This window comes from Mesorhizobium subarcticum (assembly GCF_055456085.1).
Window position 1 is genome coordinate 4,519,095 of record NZ_CM144237.1, and the last position, 16,777, is coordinate 4,535,871.

Genomic DNA, 16,777 nt, shown 5'->3' on the forward strand with positions numbered 1-16,777 from the left:
ATCTCGTTCCGTATAAGCCGATTTCGACCCCTGCTCGAAAATTTTTCGAAGCTGGCACTACGCTTCGGCCCGCTTGGCTTGCGTCGGCGCCATTGAGTGCGTCGCCGAAATTCAGGCCGGTGGGGGCAGCTGACCGTTCTGGATCCGCTCGATGCGATAGCGCATGAGCCGCAGGATACGGCTTTCGAAATTGACGCTTTCGACGCGGTCGAACTGCACCTGGGCACGGTCGTGCCTGGCGAGGACGGCGGCGGTGATCTCGGCCGCCTTGGCCTTGGCCGTATCGCAATCCTTCTGCGGATAGGCCGCCTTCAGCGCGTCTTCCAGCTCGCGGGCGTGGTTCTTGGCGATCTCGACATGGCGTTCTTCGTGGCGCTTGATGTCGGCCGCCAGCGTGTCCCAGAACAGCTTCACATCGGGGTCCGCCTTGCGTGGACGGCGCCATTCCGGAAGGATCACCTTGACCTTGACCGTTACGGCGGCGTCGGCGATCCGGCAGGAGCTAGCCTGCCTTGCGTAGCTGATGCGGGTGGTGAAGGCCATCTGGGTGGCGCCGGGGTGGCGGGAGCCTGTGCTTTTGACCTGCGGCCCGTGTTTGGAAAGTTGCGCCTCGATATCCTCGAGCGTGCTGCCGCCAATGGAAAAATAGCTGTATGTTTTCACCAGATTGGCAGCGCCCGCCGGGACGGCGGTTACGGCAAGCAGCAGCGCGCAGAGCAGGGATCGTTTCATCATATTGCCTCTTCGACCACCTTGCTTTACGGCCGTTGCCGGCGCAACGGAATTGATCCTTTGCGGATCACACATCGTTGATGAGCCCTTGGTTGATGAGCCCCATGGTTGATGAACAATGACGGCGAGGCGATGGCAGCTGGCGCATGGACGCCATCTCGACCTTGGCGGCAAGGCCGTGATCGTCGGCATCCTCAACGTCACCCCCGACAGTTTTTCCGACGGCGGCCTGTTTGATGCTCCCGAAGCGGCGCTGGCCCAGGCGCGTCGCATGGTCGGGGAAGGAGCCCGGATCATCGATATTGGTGGCGAGTCGACCCGGCCCGGTGCCGCCGCTGTATCGGCTAGTGAGGAACAGGACCGTATCCTGCCAGTGATCGAGGCGTTGGCGAAGGCCGGCGAGGTGCTGATTTCCGTCGACACCTATCGCGCCGAAACCGCGCGGCTTGCGGTAGCGGCCGGCGCCCATATCGTCAACGATGTCTGGGGCCTGCAGCGCGAGCCCGATATTGCGCATATCGCCGCCGAAACCGGTGCAGGGCTGATCATCATGCATACCGGGCGGGATCGCGAGAAACTGCCCGACGTGATTGCCGACCAGTTTGTTTTCCTGGAGAAATCGCTAGAGATCGCCCGTCACAATGGCGTTGCGGACGACCGCATCGTGCTTGATCCCGGATTCGGCTTTGCCAAGGAGACGGCGCAGGAAAATCTCGACCTGATGGCGCGCTTTTCCGAACTTCATGCGCTCGGTTTTCCATTGATGGCCGGCACCTCGCGAAAACGCTTCCTCGGCACCGTCACCGGCCGCGATGCGGCCGGTCGCGCTGCCGGGACGGCGGCAACCAGCGTCATTCTCAGGCTCAAGGGCGCGCATCTGTTTCGCGTCCATGATGTCGCAATCAACGTGGACGCGCTGGCCGTGGCGGATGCTATGCTGGCGCGGGAAACCGCCAGGTCGGACCACAGATCGGAACGCTGAGCCATGTATGTCATCCGCATGAAGAACTGCGCCTTCTTTGCCCGGCACGGTGTGCTCGACGAAGAGGAGGCGCTTGGCCAGCGCTTCTATGTCGACGCGGAACTCACCGTGGAACCCGGTCGCGCGCTCGTCGATGACGCCATCGGGGAAACCGTAAACTACGGTATTGCGTTCACGGTGATCGAAAAGATCATCACCGGGCAGCGCCGCTTCCTGATCGAGGCGTTGGCGATGGAGGTGGCAAAGGCGCTGACGGCACGCTTTCCGCAGATACGCAAGGCCGAGATCACCGTGCGCAAGCCGAACGCTCCGGTGCCTGGTGTGCTCGATTATGTCGAGGTGACCGTTGTCTGGCCAGAATAACACCGTCTACCTTAGTCTTGGCGGCAATCTGGGCGATCCGGCGGCCTCGATGGCGGCTGCGCTGCGCATTCTCGATGCCGATGCGGACACGCGCGTCGCTGCCGTCTCCTCGCTCTACCGCACGCCGCCCTGGGGCAAGCTCGACCAGCCGGATTTTCTCAACGCCGCTGCCGAGCTGTCGACGCGGCTCCCGCCGCGGGCGCTGCTTGATCTCTGCCTCGACGCGGAGCGCAAGCTGAAGCGTGTGCGCGAGGAGCGTTGGGGGCCGCGCCTGATCGATATCGACATTCTGGTGTTCGGCGACCGCGTCATCCACGAGACCGGGCTGGAAGTGCCGCATCCGCGCATGCTGGAACGCGCCTTCGTGCTGGCGCCGCTGGCCGAGATCGCGCCGGATCTTGCCGTCGGCGGACGAAGTGTGTCGGATCGATTGGCGGCAGTCAATGCATCAGGGATCGAGCGTCTGGCGTCCGGCCGCGATTGGTGGCTGACCTGAGCTCTCCGTTAGACTGGGTGGCTGCCGGGCGTCGTAGCGGTCAGCCGGAGAACCCGCCGCCGTCGAGAAATGCCTGTTCCTGCGGTGTCGTCTCGCGGCCCAGCATCTTGTTGCGGTGCGGAAACCTGCCGAAGCGCTGGATGATGTCGCGATGCTCCAGCGCATATTTCAGGTTGAATTCGGCCTTGGCGGTGTGCAGTTCGACCGAAATGTCCTGGTCGGAAAGGGCTTCCGCATGTTCAAACGGCAGATAGAGGAAGACGCGGAGCTCCGGTTCCAGCGCCAGATCATGCCCTGATGTGACCGCCTTTTGAGCGAAATGCTTTGCCAGGGAGTCGGTGGCGTACATGTGGCCGGTGCCGCGAAAGCAATTGCGCGGAAACTGGTCGAGGAGAATCATCAGCGCCAGCGATCCTTCGGCGTGCTCCGACCAGTCGTCGCATTCGCGCCGCGCGGCGGCATAGTGCAGGTCGAGAAAGCGTTGACGGAAATCGGTATCGAAGGCATCGCTCTTCTCGAACCATGCGTCCTCGCCGGCGTCACGCCAGAATTTGGTGACCGACAGGGCCCTGCTGTCCAATTCCATGCCTGGTTCCCTGTTCAGTCGGTCGTTTCGGATTTGTGCAGAACGCCGGCCGTCTCCTCGTTGAGGGCTCGACCGGGGCGGCGCGGCGTGGAGAGCGGTGTCGGGATTGGCGTGCCGATATTGCCCCGCAAGAAGCGTTGTCCGGCACGAATGCCTTCGGCGAGCTGGGTTTCGAAACGGTCGGTGTCGCGGCGCCTGACGTCTTCGATCGTTTCAGCCACGTCTTCGGGATCAACACCAAGCGATTCCAGCGCCGAGCCGCCGAAAACCAGCGCCGATTCGAAGGTCTCGCGCAGCTGGAAGTCGACGCCGGCACGAATGAGCTGCAGCGCCGTGCCACGGTCGAAAGCGCGGGCCAGCACGGTAAGCAAGGGAAACTCGGCCTTGACGAGCTCGGCGATGCGAACGGCGGCATCGGCCTTGTCGACGCAGATCAGCACGGCGCGCGCCTGGCCAGCGCCGGCGGCGCGCAGGATGTCGAGCCGCGTGCCGTCGCCATAATAGACCTTGAAGCCGAAATCGGCCGCCGCCTGGATCATCTCGACATCATTGTCGATGATCGAGACGTCGATGCCGCGCAGCAGCAGCGGCTGGCTGGCGATCTGGCCGAAGCGGCCGAAGCCGATGACCAGCACACTGCCGGTCAGGCCATCGGCGACGTCGACCCCGTCGAGCGACTGCTCGTCGCGCGGCGTGATATACCGCAAGGCGATGATCGCCAGCGGCGTCAGCACCATGGAGATGATGACGATTGCCGTCAGCGTTGCGTTGGCGTTGCCGTCGATGATGCCGACCGCCGCGGCCGCCGAATAGAGGACGAAGGCGAACTCGCCGCCTTGCGCCATGAAGACCGCGCGTTCCAGCGCTTCGCGATGGCCTGTTTTGAGGATGCGGGCGACGATGTAAATGCCAAACGCCTTCATCACCATGTAGGCGACGACATAGATCGCAATCAGCTTCCAGTTCGCGGCCACCACATGCAGGTCGAGCGACATGCCGACCGCAAGGAAGAACAGGCCGAGCAGGATGCCGCGGAATGGCTCGATGTCTGCCTCAAGCTGATGGCGGAAGGTCGATTCGGACAGAAGCACGCCGGCCAGGAAGGCGCCCATCGCCATCGACAGGCCGCTGAGCTGCATGACGAGTGCCGATCCGAGCACGACCAGGAGTGCGGCGGCCGTCATAACCTCGCGGGCACGCGCATCCGCCAGGATGCGGAAGAAGGGGTTGAGCAGGTAGCGTCCGGCCAGCACCAGTCCGACGATCGCGGCAAGGCCGATGCCGACCTCGGTCAACCGTTCCGACAGGCTGGTGTCGGCACCGCCCGGCGCCAGGAACGCGTTGAGGGCCAGCAGCGGCACGATGGCCAGGTCTTCAAGCAACAGGATGGAGACGATGCGCTGGCCTTTCGGCGAGGCGATCTCGCCGCGTTCCTCGAGGAGCTGCATGACGATCGCCGTCGAGGTCAGCACGAAACCGGCGCCGGCAACGAAGGATTGCGCAATCGGAAAGCCTCCGGCCATGCCGACACCGGTCAGCAGAACCGCGCAGACGCCTACTTGCAGCGCGCCGAGGCCAAAAATCTCCCGACGCAGGCCCCAAAGCCGCGACGGCTGCATTTCCAGCCCGATGATGAACAGGAACATGACGACGCCGAGTTCGGCGACATGCAGGATGGCTCCCGATTCGGAAAAGACGCCGATACCGAACGGGCCGATCACCACGCCGGCGGCCAGATAGCCCAGGATCGAACCGAGACCCATGCGTTTGAAGATGGGAACGGCGATGACCCCCGCGGCAAGCAGCGCCACCACCTGAATGAGATCGCTGCCCGATGCTTCCGCTGCCATGCCTCTTGTCCCTGTGTCCGACAGCAACTCCTTGCATGCAGTTGGAGCGGGAGGCAAGGGCGGGGAGCCTGCCAGGACGGGTAGGGTGCCGTTGAAGCGTTTCCGCTGTTTGAACAACGGTCTCCGCTTGCTCGCCGGACGATTGGTATCTATATCTATGGAATGACTGACCATTCGTCCCGGCCGTCTCCGCGGCCACATATCCCGATGGACGCGCTCAGCGAAGTTCTACAGGACTTTCGCTTGAGTGGCGTCAATTATGGCCGCTGCGAGCTCCGACATCCCTGGAGCATAGAATTTCCGCAACAATCGCTGCTTCGGTTTCACTTTGTTGGTCAGGGTCCATGCTGGATCCATACCGAAGCGCAGGGATGGCAGGAATTGCGCGATGGCGATCTGGTGCTGTTGCCGCAAGGCATCGCCCATCGGCTGGCGAGTGCCCCGGACGTTGCAGGCAACTCGCTCGGGGATTGCCAGGTGATCAAATTGGGCGGCAATTTCTGCGAGGTGGTGCGGGAAGGAACGGGGGCGACGAGCACTCTTTTCTGTGGCTCCATGGCCCTGGGCTCTTGTGCGCTTAACCCATTGATCACGTTGATGCCGCCTATCATCAAGGGGTGCGATGTGGCCGGCAATGACCCGATTGTCGGCCCTCTGCTGGCGGCCATGACGGCGGAGGCCGCGCAACCGCAGATGGGCAGCGCCACGATTCTGTCGCGTATGGCGGACCTGCTGACTGCCCGGCTCATCCGCTGCTGGGTCAATTGCAATGGAGCCTCGACCACCGGTTGGCTCGCTGCCATCCGCGACCCCCATATTGGCCGCGCTCTGGCAGCCATGCACCGAGACCCCGGCCATAACTGGACGCTCGAAAGCCTCGCCGGGCTGGCAGGCCAATCGCGCTCGATTTTCGCCGAGCGCTTCAGCGCTGTATTGGGAGAGGGTGCTGCACGCTATCTCGCCCGTCTGCGCATGCAGCTAGCCCGCGAGTTGCTGGGGCAAAACGGCTTGTCGGTGGCCGAGGTTGCTACCCGCCTGGGCTATGATTCCGAGGCATCCTTCGCTCGCGCGTTCAAGCGCATCACGAATGTCTCGCCGGGCGTTGTGCGTCGCACAATTCCCGGACGAATAGACATGAATTTCGGATTTTAAGGTACATATGATCCGACGGGACTCGCCTATCTAAGATCTCCAAACTTTGGAGATCTTCCCGTGACTGACACAACATTACAGCTTGAAGACGCCGCGATCGGCCTTGATGCCGACGCCCCGGCCGCGTGGAGCGCGGCCACCTGGTTCGCGGTCATTTCACTGGCTGCCACCAGCTTTGCCCTGGTGTCAGCCGAATTCCTGCCGGCAGGCTTGTTGACGCCAATGGCGCGCGATCTCGGCATCAGCGAGGGAACGGCCGGGCAGGTCGTCACCGCCACGGCTTCCGTCGGCGCCGTGACGGCCATGTTGAGCAATGTTCTCATCGGCCGACTGAACCGCAAGACGGTGCTGATTGGCCTCATGGCCCTGGCAGTCGGTTCCAATATTCTTGCGGCGCTGGCGCCCAATTTCTGGCTGTTGTTGCTGGGCCGGGCCGGGTTGGGTATCGCGCTCAGCGCTTTCTGGGCACTTTCAGTTGCCGTCGTGGCGCGGCTGGTTGGCGCCAATGCGACAGGTCGCGGCATGGCTATCGTCACCCTCGGCGTCTCGCTCGCAACCATTGCCGCGCCGTCGATGGGCGCGTTGATCAGTGACTGGATAGGCTGGCGCAGCGCCATGGCCATGACAGCGGGATTGGCCGCGGTCGCCATGCTGCTACAGTTGCTTAGCCTGCCGACCCTGCCTGCAACAGCCAGCAACAGTCTTGCAGACGTATTTCGGCTAACACGGCGGCGTGGCATTCAACTCGGCATGCTTGCTATTGTTTTGCTGATGACGGGGCATTTTGCCGGCTCGGTCTATGTGCGCCCCTTCCTTGAACATGTGACGCTCCTTACAACCGGACCAATTGCCCTGGCGCTGCTCGGGTTTGGCATCGCCGCTGTGATCGGTAATATCGCCGGTGGCCGCATGGCCGACACCAACATCCACGTGGCCCTCGCGGTCACCGCTGCGTTAATGGCGTTTGCGGCGCTGGCTCTGGTGCTTTGGGGCGCGCATATCGGTGTTGCCTTCGGCTTCGTTACGCTGTGGGGCTTCGCCTTTGGCATGGCGCCTGTGGTTCTGCCGACCAATATGTCCCGCGCGGCGCCTGATGCGCTGGAAGCAGCAGGCAGCCTGATGGTGACCTCCTTCCAGGTTGCCATCACTATCGGTGCGGTTGTTGGCGGCTATGTCGTGGACAGCTATGGCGCTACCGGGCCTTTGACTCTGACTGCTATCCTTGCCGCTTCGACAGCCTTCTTGGCGCTGCTACAGCCACGCAGCTAAACTTTGCTGCCGCTGACACAGTAGCCTCAATCCGGCCGCCGGCGATGTTGCAGGCGCGTTACACAAGTTTACGCCGGGCGTGCGTTGCTTGTTGCCACAATCGAAGGCTAAGGACGTTCGGCTTCGGCCATTGGAGGGTGAGCGACGATCAAGTCGCGCCCTTTTGAGGAGATGACTGACATGAAGAAGTTTTTGCTTGTTGCCGTCGGCTTGGCGGTGCTTGCTGGTTCGGCCTGTTCGAAGGCGCCGGAATGCACGACCGAGATCGCGACCAAGAAGGCTCAGGACATGGCTGCCGCGCTGCAGGAAGCGATCACCAAGGATCCGTCCAAGGCGGCCGACCTGACCGCCAAGGTCCAGGCGGTGACAACCAAGTACCAGGGCTCCACGACCCTGGCCGACGCCTGCAAGGCCTATGACGAAGTGACGGCAGCGATCAAGGGCTGACGCCTGATTCGACTGTTCAAGGAGGCGGTGGCGATGGGCCGCCGCCTTTTTTTTGGGGATGTATCTGAGGGTAGCGCGATAGGCGCTCAGTTCGGTGCGATGGAGCCGACTTCGACCGCGTCGACGCGCTTCAGGCTCATGCCGATCACCGGCACCAACTGGTCCTGCACGCGCACGGCAATCGTCACGGTCATCGAATTGTCGTCGGGAATGCGGGCCTGCATGACGCCGCGCAGCTGGTTGCGGTTGATGGTGAAGATCACCTTGCGGGCATCGACGACATTGCCGCCGATGATATCGAGGCCTGAACCGGCAGCTCCCCCCATGAAGGACCCCTTGTAGTCGCGGCCCTTGCGCTCGATCGTGGCGGACATCGGCTGGGTGAACACGCCGACCCGGCAGCCGCCGTCGAGCGTCATGCCCATCTTGCCGTCCGGCGTGGAGCCGGTAAAGCTGCAGTTGAATTTCGTGCCCTTGTACTTGCCGGCGACGATTTCGCCTGGGCCAACCCATTTGCCTTCGGCCGATTGGAAGAACTGCCTGTCCGGCTCTGCAGCGGAAGCCCCCGAGGCGACACCGACGACTGCTGTGATCGCGACGGCCAGGGGCAGGACGCTGGACAGAATTACGCTTTTCATCGACGACACCCGGCAACAAAGTGGCTGTTTGGAACCGGTTTGACCATGAAGAAGATTGGTTAATGCTTCGTCACTGCGGGCCTTCGAAACCGCAATCCGCTCATCGCTGGGAAGAACAGAACTCTATTTGCCGGAGCCTGCTGGTTCGGTGTCTTTCTTGGTCGCGAACGATGTCAATGCCGAGAGGAAATCGCCCAGTCCCGGGCGCTTCGCGGCGCTGAAGGGCAGGGGACGCGCCGTCTCCATCGCCGCTATGCCGATGCGCGCCGTCATCATGCCGTTGACCACCCCTTCGCCAAGTTTTGCCGAGAGGCGCGCCGCCAAGCCATGGCCGACGATCTGCTGGACAAAACTGTCGCCGACGGCGATCGAACCGGTAACCGCCAGATGCGCCAGCACGCTGCGCGCCAGGCGGAAGAAACCGAGCGTTCCCGGGCGTCCGCCATAGAGTTCCGAGAGCCGGCGAATGAGGCGCCCGGCCTCGAACACGACATAGGCGACATCGACGAGCGCACGCGGGCTGACCGCCGTCACCAGTGAGACGCGTTTGGCGGCCTCGAGAATCATCACCTTTGCCCTGGCGTCGAGGGGGCCGAGAATTTCCGCTTCCGCCAGACGCACCAGATTGCCGCCGTCGATGATTTCGCCGCGCAGTTCGGCCAGCGCGCGCCGGCCGGCCGCGGTTTCTGGCTTGGCCGCAACGAAGGCCGAAAGCTCGTCGACCACCGATCGCGCCGCCTTGGGGTCGTCGCGCGCGATGGCATCGAGTGCCCGCTTCTGCAGTTTTTCGACTTCGGCGAGGCGCGCGATCGCCAGGAACTCGCGGATCAGGATCACCAGAAGCGCCAGCAGGGCGATCGCTGCCATGCCGGCGGCCAGCCAGCCCAGCCATTCGGCCCTGGCGAAGAGATCGCGGATCAGCTGGTCGGTCCACAGACCGACAGCCAGCGAAACCAGCACGCCGATCGCGCCAAAGAAAATGCTGCTGAACAGCGAGCGTTTTCCGGGGGCGATCGCCGGCGGCGGCTCGGCCGCAACGATGTCTGGCTCGTCGAACACGTCGACCTCGGCCGGTATGACCAGTGCGACGTCCGTCTTAAGCGACCGAGGTTTGCGCGAAAGCTCGGCTTGGCGCGCCTCCGGCGCTGCTTGTTTCGGCGCGGCTTCCGGCTCGATGCGGAATGCCGCCGGCTTGCGGGGCGCGGTCATGCCAGATGGTCTCCGATCAGGAACTGCAAGGCACGGTCGAGCCTGATATGCGGCAACGATAATGTGACGCCTTCGGCCGTGCGTTCGAGTTTTGGCGGGCGGAACCGGACGAAGCGGATTGCCGGGTCCGTGGAATCTTGCCTGTGGTCGGGTCCCGAGACGTCGAATACCGCATCAATCTTCTCCGGTAAGTCACCGGGAAATATGGCGGTTTCCGTCTTTCCATCAAATATTTCGCCGTTGATCTTCTCGCCGGCGATAGGCGTGCCGATGATGACCGGCAGCGTCTCGCGGCCCTGCTTGACCGTACCTTCGCGGGTGGCGCGCACCGCTGCCATGGCGACCACATCAACATCGGCGCCAGTGAAGTTTGCTCGCGCCACGGCGCGGTCGGCCAGTCGCCGCACGATCGCCTGCAACCGGTCATGGCTCTCATGGTGCAGGTGATCGGCCTTGGTTGCGGCGACCAGGATGCGGTCGATGCGCCGCGAAAACAGGTCAGTGAGGAAGCTGCCCCGGCCGGGACGGAAACAGCTGAGGATCTCGGTCACCGCGCGCTCGAGGTCGGCCATGGCGCCCGGGCCTGCATTCAGCGCCTGCATGGCGTCTATCAGCACGATCTGGCGGTCGAGGCGGGTGATGTGTTCGCGGAAGAAGGGCTTCACGACGTGCGTCTTGTAGGCCTCATAGCGCCTCTCCATCATGGCGTGCAGCGAGCCTGGGCGCGGACGCTTGTCGCCGAGGCCGGCCAGCGGCGCGAAGGTCAGCGCTGGCGAGCCTTCGAGATCGCCGGGCATCAGGAAGCGGCCGGGCGGCAAGGTCGAAAGCGCTCGCTCGTCGAGCTTGCAGGCCTTGAGATAGGCAGCGAAGCTTTCGGCCAGGCGCCGTGCCGTCATCTCGTCAGCGCCGGCATTCGGGTCGATTTCCGCGGAGATCGCCCGCCAGGACTGCGAAAGATCCTCGCGCACCGGCAGAGCAGCCATCTCGATGGCCTCGCGTGAAAAATCGGCGAAGGATTTGCCGAGCAGCGGCAGGTCGAGCAGCCATTCGCCGGGATAATCGACGATGTCGACCGACAGCTTGCCTGATGAGAACATGCGGCTCCAGCCAGAGGCCGATTCATATTCGATGGTCAGCCGCAGTTCCGAAATGGCGCGCGTCGAATTGGGCCAGACACGGTCGTTGACCAATGCGGCGATGTGGTCCTCGTACTGGAAGCGCGGCACGGCGTCGTCGGGCTGCTCTTCGAGGAAGGCGCGCGCGATGCGCCCGGATTTCTGTGCCTCGAACAGCGGAAGGCGTCCGCCATGGATCAGATTGTGGACGAGGGAGGAGATGAACACCGTCTTGCCGGCGCGCGAAAGCCCTGTAACGCCCAACCGCAGCGACGGTGAAAAAAGCCCCGTGGCGCGTCCCGACAGCGTATCGAGGGCAATTCTTGCCTCGTCGGTGAAGGTGGTCAGCGATGATGCCAAAATGTAATCTCTCAGGGCTTGCGTCCGCGCGATATAGGCTCTGCAACCCGGCTTTGAAATGGCTCGGGAAGCGCTATCAAAGATCAGCCGGTGTCAGGAATGCTTCGAGATAGCCAGCTTCCTGGGTCGCTTTCGCCAGATCGTCCAGGAAACGCACGACCGCCAGGCCCGAGGTCGGGAACCCATGATTGAGCATGGCCCGCGCCGCCTCGTCGCCGTCGCCCGAGACCGCCATGGCAAGATCCTCCGTCATCGGGTTGTGGCCGATGACCAGCAGGGAACCAAGCCCGCCGTGCTCCCGGATGAGGCGGAGATAGCCAGCCGCATCTTCGCTGTAGAGCGTGTCGAAAAACAAGACCTTGCCGGTGTCGGTCTGGCCGGCCAAGCCTTCGAGCGTTTCCCTGGCGCGCCTGGCATTGGAGCACAGTGTCAGGTCGGGGACATAGCCACGCGAGCGCATGGCAGATCCCATCACCTCGGCATCGGCGCGGCCGGATGCGTCGAGCGGGCGATCGAAATCTCGCATGCCGGGCAGCGCCCAGCCGGCCTTAGCGTGCCGCAACAGATAGAGCCTGCTCACCCAACCTCCAACGCTACCGAAGCCGAAGCCACACCGCGATTAGCCATGAGAAGGGCGTTGTGCACAATGGTTCGTATTTTCCGCGCAATGAATCACGCAAGAGACGGCGTGGCAAAGGGTTGAGGCACTTTCGCCAGCGAATTTGCTGCATCTCGCGCCGACGCGGGTGCAGGGGCGCGCTTTAACAATTGCGTGAGTTGGTGGCCGATTGCGCTTGTGCAGGCGTCGGGTGGCGAATATATAGGCCCGAAATTTGGGGCAGTTTGGGTGAGTTGAATGAACGACATCGTTACCGCCGATTACGTACCCTCCGAAGACGAGCCGTTCATGAATGAACGGCAGAAATCCTACTTCCGCCTTAAGCTCGTCACTTGGAAAAACGACATATTGCGCGAAGCGCGCGAAACTCTCGAAATCCTGCAGCAGGAAAACGCCAACCACCCCGACCTCGCTGACCGCGCCTCTTCGGAAACCGACCGCGCCATCGAGCTCAGGGCCCGCGACCGTCAGCGGAAACTCATCTCAAAGATCGATTCGGCGCTGCAGCGCATCGACGAAGGCACTTACGGCTACTGCGAAGAAACCGGTGAGCCGATCGCTCTGAAGCGGCTTGACGCACGTCCGATTGCCACCTTGTCGATCGAAGCGCAGGAACGCCACGAGCGCCGCGAAAAAGTCTATCGCGACGACTGACGCACAACGAAGTTGATACCAAAAATGGCCGGGTTTCCCGGCCATTTTTTGTTAGTGCGAGGCCAATCCATCGCAATAGCGAGACGTACTCGAAACCTTGGCAAGTGTCGCCGGCCGTCCAGGCGGGTTCAGGGGCCCATCATCTCTTTTGGCTTGAAAGTTCGCCCAGAAGCCTGGTCATTTCATCGTCGAGCGACGGCGGCGCCTTGGCGACCGGTTTGCCCACCGGGCCGCCGGAGCGGGGCTGGTCGAGCGAAATTTCAAGATCCTTCATCAGCGTATCATCGATGCTGTCCTGCCTCGGCGGCGGCGGTGGCGCGTGCCTGACGGCATTGGCGTTGGCGGAGCCATAGGCAGGCAGCGGCGTGACATTGGTCGAGTGATAGGTCTGCGCCACCGGTTTTGGTGCGGGCACCGGGGCCGGTGGTGGCGCTGCCGGGCGCGGGCGGGAAGGCGGCGCTGCCGCGGTTGCCGGCTGCGGTGTGGGTCGTGCCGGAGCGGAAGCGGGAGCCGGCTGAGGCGTCCGCGGTTTTGCCGCCGGGGCAGCAGTGGCCGGTACAGGCTGCAGGCCACCATCTCCGGTCAGCGCCGGACGGCGCGGCGCAGCCAGGCGTATGTCGCGCTCGACGACGACGTCGGTCGGGCCGCCGATCAGGAGCAGATGTTCGATGTCGTCGCGGCGCACCAGCACCAGCCGGCGGTGACTGTCGACGGCGGTGGCGTCCATGACGGCCAGCCGCGTCTTGCGGTTCCGGCCACCGGCGACAAACGTGCCGAAGGTCAGGTTGCGCACGAGCCTGATGATGACGAGCACGATGACCAGCAGGATCAGCGCCGCGAAGGTCCACAGGAGTGCTGCCGCATAACCAGGGCCCGCCACGCTATCCAGCCACTGCATTGGTTTCCCCTGATCGGTTTGGAAAGTGACGCGACACTAGACCGTTGGGACTAGCGACCGCAAGTTGCCTTCACGCATCGTGAACAGCTTGAAACACTGGGAGGGCCGGCCGGCATCATTTTTATCCGACATTTGCCGCCCGGGCCTTTTCGGGACCAGGAGAATGTGATTCAACCGGCTAAAGCGCGTCGCACTGAAGCCGATTCATGCGACGTGCTCTAGGTCCTTGTTTTCATGCATGTCGTTTTCCCAAAACCGAAGTCACTTCTGGGCGACATGCATTAGGGGCGGGTGTCGGGACATCGGACTTCACGAGCAGGGGGCATATGGCCAAGGAAGCGCGCGGCGATTTCTATCCGGTACCGATCGTCGACCAGAATACGCGACCGGGCGCGGTCACCCGGCTCATCATCTTCATCGTCGTTCTGACGGGCGCTGCGATCGTCTTTGGCCTGTTCCGCGAGCGCCTCGGCGATCCCTTCCTGCTCGGCATGCTCGGCGTGCTGGCGATGATCGGTGTCGGCTTCCTGTTCGCGACCGCGATCGGCTTCGTTCAGGTCACGCCGCGCTCGACCGGCGATGAACTGTCCAAGGCATTCGTCGATTCTATGGGGCAAGGCCTGCTGGTCACGGACACCAAGGGCCGCGTTGTCTACGCCAACCGGGCCTATGCCGACATGACCGGAGCCTCCTCGGCCGCCGACCTCAAGACGGTCGAAGGGCTGTTGTCGGATGTTCCCGAGGCCTCGGTGACCATCTATCGGCTGGCATCCGGCTTGCGTGACGGCCAGCCGGGCGATGGCGAGTTTCGGCTGGCGCAATCGATCCGGCCCGGCGCCGAACCGGGGGCCCGCTGGTACAGGGCGCGCGCCCGTGCCTTCAGCGTTCCGGCCCAACGGCTGCCGATGCTGGCATGGCAGCTCTCAGACATTTCGCAGGAACGGGCCGAGCAGGAGCGTTTCTTCCTCGACCTGCAGAAGGCCATCGATCACCTCGACCACGCCCCGGCCGGTTTCTTTTCCGCCGACCAGGACGGCCGTGTCACCTACATCAACGCCACGCTGGCGGAATGGCTGGGCATCGATCTCGCTTCCTTCACGCCTGGCGCCGTGACCTTGCCGGATATCGTTGCCGGCGATGGCATGGCGCTGGTGCGCTCGGTCAAGGCCGATCCCGGCACGACACGCAATGCGGTCATCGATCTCGACTTGACCACCATGACGGGGGAAGCGCTGCCGGTGCGCTTCATGCATCGTGTTTCGGCCAGCCGCGAAGGTATCGGCGGCCCAACACGCACGATCGTGCTCAACCGCACGCAAGGCGAGGACGCCTCGGCCGATCTGCGCGCTTCGGAAGTGCGCTTCACACGCTTCTTCAATTCGACGCCGATGGCGATCGCGGGTGTCGATGCCAGCGGGCGTATCCTGCGCACCAACGCGCCGTTCCTGTCGCTCTTTTCCTCGGTCGTCGACCGGGACGCCGTCGATCGCCGGGTGCGTCTCGATACAGTGCTTCATGAACGCGACCGACCGACCTTTGCAATTGCGTTCGAAAAGGCGAGGCAGCGGCAGGCTGACATCGAACCGATCGACACGCTGCTGCCTGGCAACGACGACCGGCACATCCGTTTCTACGTCAACGCCGTCGCCGATGGCACCGGCGGCGAGGGCGCCGAGGAATCAGCCATTGTCTATGCCGTCGAGACGACCGAGCAGAAGGCGCTCGAAGGGCAAATGGCGCAAAGCCAGAAGATGCAGGCGGTCGGCCAGCTTGCCGGCGGCATCGCCCACGACTTCAACAACGTGCTGACCGCCATCATCATGGCCTCGGACTTGCTCTTGACCAATCATCGACCGTCGGATCCATCCTTCCCCGACATCATGAACATCAAGCAGAATGCCAATCGGGCGGCCTCGCTGGTGCGGCAGTTGCTGGCCTTCTCGCGCAAGCAGACCTTGCGTCCGGAAGTGCTCAACCTGACTGACGTGCTGGCCGATCTCAGGATGCTGCTCGCCCGCCTGGTCGGCAACGACATCAAGCTGAAGGTCGATCATGGCCGCGACCTGTGGCCGGTCAAGGTCGATATCGGCCAGTTCGAGCAAGTGGTGGTCAACCTGGCCGTCAACGCGCGCGATGCGATGCCAACCGGCGGGGACATCACCGTGCGGACCCGCAACGTGACCGCCGAGGAATGCAAGACCTTCCCCTACCGCGAACTCACCGCGGCCGACTATGTCGTGGTCGAGGTCGAGGACACCGGCAGCGGCATCGCGCCAGATGTGCTGAAGAAGATCTTCGAGCCGTTCTTCACCACCAAGGAGGTCGGCAAAGGCACGGGCCTTGGCCTGTCCATGGTCTACGGCATCATCAAGCAGACCGGCGGGTTCATTTTCTGCGATTCCGAAGTCGGCAAGGGATCGACCTTCCGCATCTTCCTGCCACGTCATATCGCTGAAGCGAAAAAGGCGGCCGAACCCGGTGAAACACCGGCAGCCGCGCCGGTCAAACCGGTCGACAGCACCAAGGACCTGTCCGGGTCAGCAACGGTGCTGCTGGTCGAGGATGAGGATGCCGTGCGTATGGGCGGCATGCGGGCGCTGGTGTCGCGCGGCTATACCGTGCATGAAGCGTCCTCGGGTGTCGAAGCGCTGGAAGTGTTCGAAGCCCTTGGCGGCAAGGTCGATATCGTCGTTTCCGACGTGGTGATGCCGGAGATGGATGGGCCGACCCTGCTTGGCGAGTTGCGCAAGCGCCAGCCGGACATCAAGTTCGTCTTCGTATCAGGCTATGCCGAGGACGCGTTCGCCAGGAACCTGCCGGCCGATGCGCATTTCGGTTTCCTGCCGAAGCCGTTCTCGCTCAAGCAACTGGCGACGATCGTCAAGGATGTGCTGGAGTCCTAGAGCATTTCGCCGTTTCACGGAAACGGCGAAATGCTCTAACTCATTGTTTTGACGCAATTCCCAAGGGAAAGCGCCATGCGCTTTTCCCAGGAAAACCGCTTCACACTTTTCCTGGAATTACTCTAGAGCAGTTCATCGTTTCACGGAAACGGCGAATTGCTCTCCAGATAATCAAGCGGCCCGCCGCTTCGGCACGATCTGCTCGTCCATGTCTGGCCGGTGGCCGCGCAGGTAGAGCGCGCAGGTGGTGCGCAGCATCGACGCGAAGTTCGGAATGGCGCCATTGATCTCGATCGCTTCGTCGTAGAGCTTCGAAATGAATTTGGGCGTGGTCAGACCCTGGCTTTCCGCGATCTCGTCGAGCAGTGCCCAGAACGTGGCTTCGAGCTGGATGCTGGTCGAGTGTCCATCGATGCGGATCGACCGGTTGATTTGACGATAGCCTTCGGGATCCTGACCCGCAAATACCCTGCACATCCGACAAACCTCCCATGCTTGTTGGTC

17 protein-coding genes are annotated in these 16,777 nt (G+C 62.9%); 8 read left to right on the plus strand and 9 right to left on the minus strand.

The window, feature by feature from the left end:
- Nucleotides 1–111: 111 nt before the first annotated feature.
- Nucleotides 112–735, minus strand: coding sequence for a DUF922 domain-containing Zn-dependent protease (locus tag ACZYHG_RS21925; protein ID WP_464610352.1), 624 nt, complete (start codon nt 733–735; stop codon nt 112–114).
- Between the two features lie 115 nt (nt 736–850).
- Here ACZYHG_RS21925 and folP point away from each other — a divergent pair, with 115 nt between their 5' ends.
- From folP to folK, 3 genes are read left to right on the plus strand one after another with little or no spacing between them, the layout of a single operon-like run.
- Nucleotides 851–1,714 carry a dihydropteroate synthase gene (folP, locus tag ACZYHG_RS21930; RefSeq protein WP_464610353.1) on the plus strand — a complete coding sequence of 288 codons (864 nt, stop codon included), beginning with the start codon at nt 851–853 and terminating at the stop codon, nt 1,712–1,714.
- 3 nt (nt 1,715–1,717) lie between these two features.
- Nucleotides 1,718–2,077, plus strand: a complete 360-nt coding sequence (gene folB, locus ACZYHG_RS21935; RefSeq protein ID WP_027029137.1) for a dihydroneopterin aldolase — start codon at nt 1,718–1,720, stop codon at nt 2,075–2,077.
- On the plus strand, nt 2,061–2,573 hold the full coding sequence (gene folK / locus ACZYHG_RS21940; RefSeq protein WP_464610354.1) for a 2-amino-4-hydroxy-6-hydroxymethyldihydropteridine diphosphokinase: 513 nt from the start codon (nt 2,061–2,063) through the stop codon (nt 2,571–2,573). The genes folB and folK overlap by 17 nt, the downstream gene beginning before the upstream one ends.
- A 40-nt stretch (nt 2,574–2,613) precedes the next feature.
- On the opposite strand, the gene ACZYHG_RS21945 is transcribed toward folK, so the two are convergent.
- Nucleotides 2,614–3,159, minus strand: a complete 546-nt coding sequence (locus ACZYHG_RS21945; RefSeq protein ID WP_464610355.1) for a DUF924 family protein — start codon at nt 3,157–3,159, stop codon at nt 2,614–2,616.
- A 14-nt stretch (nt 3,160–3,173) separates the two neighbouring features.
- Nucleotides 3,174–5,009: a monovalent cation:proton antiporter-2 (CPA2) family protein gene (locus ACZYHG_RS21950; protein ID WP_464610356.1), complete on the minus strand. Its 1,836-nt coding sequence runs from the start codon at nt 5,007–5,009 to the stop codon at nt 3,174–3,176.
- Between the two features lie 162 nt (nt 5,010–5,171).
- On the opposite strand from ACZYHG_RS21950, the gene ACZYHG_RS21955 reads away from it, so the two are divergent.
- The 3 genes from ACZYHG_RS21955 (at nt 5,172) to ACZYHG_RS21965 (ending at nt 7,877) form a co-directional block, all read left to right on the plus strand.
- On the plus strand, nt 5,172–6,161 hold the full coding sequence (locus ACZYHG_RS21955) for an AraC family transcriptional regulator (protein WP_464610357.1): 990 nt from the start codon (nt 5,172–5,174) through the stop codon (nt 6,159–6,161).
- Nucleotides 6,162–6,221: 60 nt separating this feature from the next.
- Entirely contained in the window at nt 6,222–7,430 is a 1,209-nt protein-coding gene (locus ACZYHG_RS21960; RefSeq protein WP_464610358.1) for an MFS transporter, read from the plus strand.
- A gap of 180 nt (nt 7,431–7,610) precedes the next feature.
- Nucleotides 7,611–7,877, plus strand: coding sequence for a hypothetical protein (locus ACZYHG_RS21965; RefSeq protein ID WP_027029131.1), 267 nt, complete (start codon nt 7,611–7,613; stop codon nt 7,875–7,877).
- Nucleotides 7,878–7,963: 86 nt separating this feature from the next.
- On the opposite strand, the gene ACZYHG_RS21970 is transcribed toward ACZYHG_RS21965, so the two are convergent.
- The 4 genes from ACZYHG_RS21970 to ACZYHG_RS21985 form a co-directional block, all read right to left on the minus strand.
- Nucleotides 7,964–8,515, minus strand: a complete 552-nt coding sequence (locus ACZYHG_RS21970; RefSeq protein WP_464610359.1) for a hypothetical protein — start codon at nt 8,513–8,515, stop codon at nt 7,964–7,966.
- 123 nt (nt 8,516–8,638) lie between these two features.
- Complete coding sequence (locus ACZYHG_RS21975; RefSeq protein ID WP_464610360.1) at nt 8,639–9,724, minus strand: YcjF family protein; 1,086 nt, start codon at nt 9,722–9,724, stop codon at nt 8,639–8,641.
- On the minus strand, nt 9,721–11,199 hold the full coding sequence (locus ACZYHG_RS21980) for a YcjX family GTP-binding protein (RefSeq protein ID WP_464610361.1): 1,479 nt from the start codon (nt 11,197–11,199) through the stop codon (nt 9,721–9,723). Before ACZYHG_RS21980 ends, ACZYHG_RS21975 begins: the two co-directional genes overlap by 4 nt.
- A 76-nt stretch (nt 11,200–11,275) precedes the next feature.
- Nucleotides 11,276–11,779, minus strand: coding sequence for a SixA phosphatase family protein (locus ACZYHG_RS21985; protein WP_464610362.1), 504 nt, complete (start codon nt 11,777–11,779; stop codon nt 11,276–11,278).
- A gap of 276 nt (nt 11,780–12,055) precedes the next feature.
- On the opposite strand from ACZYHG_RS21985, the gene dksA reads away from it, so the two are divergent.
- On the plus strand, nt 12,056–12,472 hold the full coding sequence (gene dksA / locus ACZYHG_RS21990) for an RNA polymerase-binding protein DksA (RefSeq protein WP_006202025.1): 417 nt from the start codon (nt 12,056–12,058) through the stop codon (nt 12,470–12,472).
- Nucleotides 12,473–12,611: 139 nt separating this feature from the next.
- Here dksA and ACZYHG_RS21995 read toward each other — a convergent pair whose 3' ends face one another.
- Entirely contained in the window at nt 12,612–13,370 is a 759-nt protein-coding gene (locus ACZYHG_RS21995) for a hypothetical protein (protein ID WP_464610363.1), read from the minus strand.
- Between the two features lie 326 nt (nt 13,371–13,696).
- Here ACZYHG_RS21995 and cckA point away from each other — a divergent pair, with 326 nt between their 5' ends.
- Nucleotides 13,697–16,273 (plus strand): cell cycle histidine kinase CckA, encoded by a 2,577-nt coding sequence (gene cckA, locus ACZYHG_RS22000; protein WP_464610364.1) that lies wholly within the window; start codon nt 13,697–13,699, stop codon nt 16,271–16,273.
- A gap of 171 nt (nt 16,274–16,444) precedes the next feature.
- Here cckA and ACZYHG_RS22005 read toward each other — a convergent pair whose 3' ends face one another.
- Nucleotides 16,445–16,750 carry a ribbon-helix-helix domain-containing protein gene (locus ACZYHG_RS22005; protein ID WP_464610365.1) on the minus strand — a complete coding sequence of 102 codons (306 nt, stop codon included), beginning with the start codon at nt 16,748–16,750 and terminating at the stop codon, nt 16,445–16,447.
- Nucleotides 16,751–16,777: the final 27 nt, after the last annotated feature.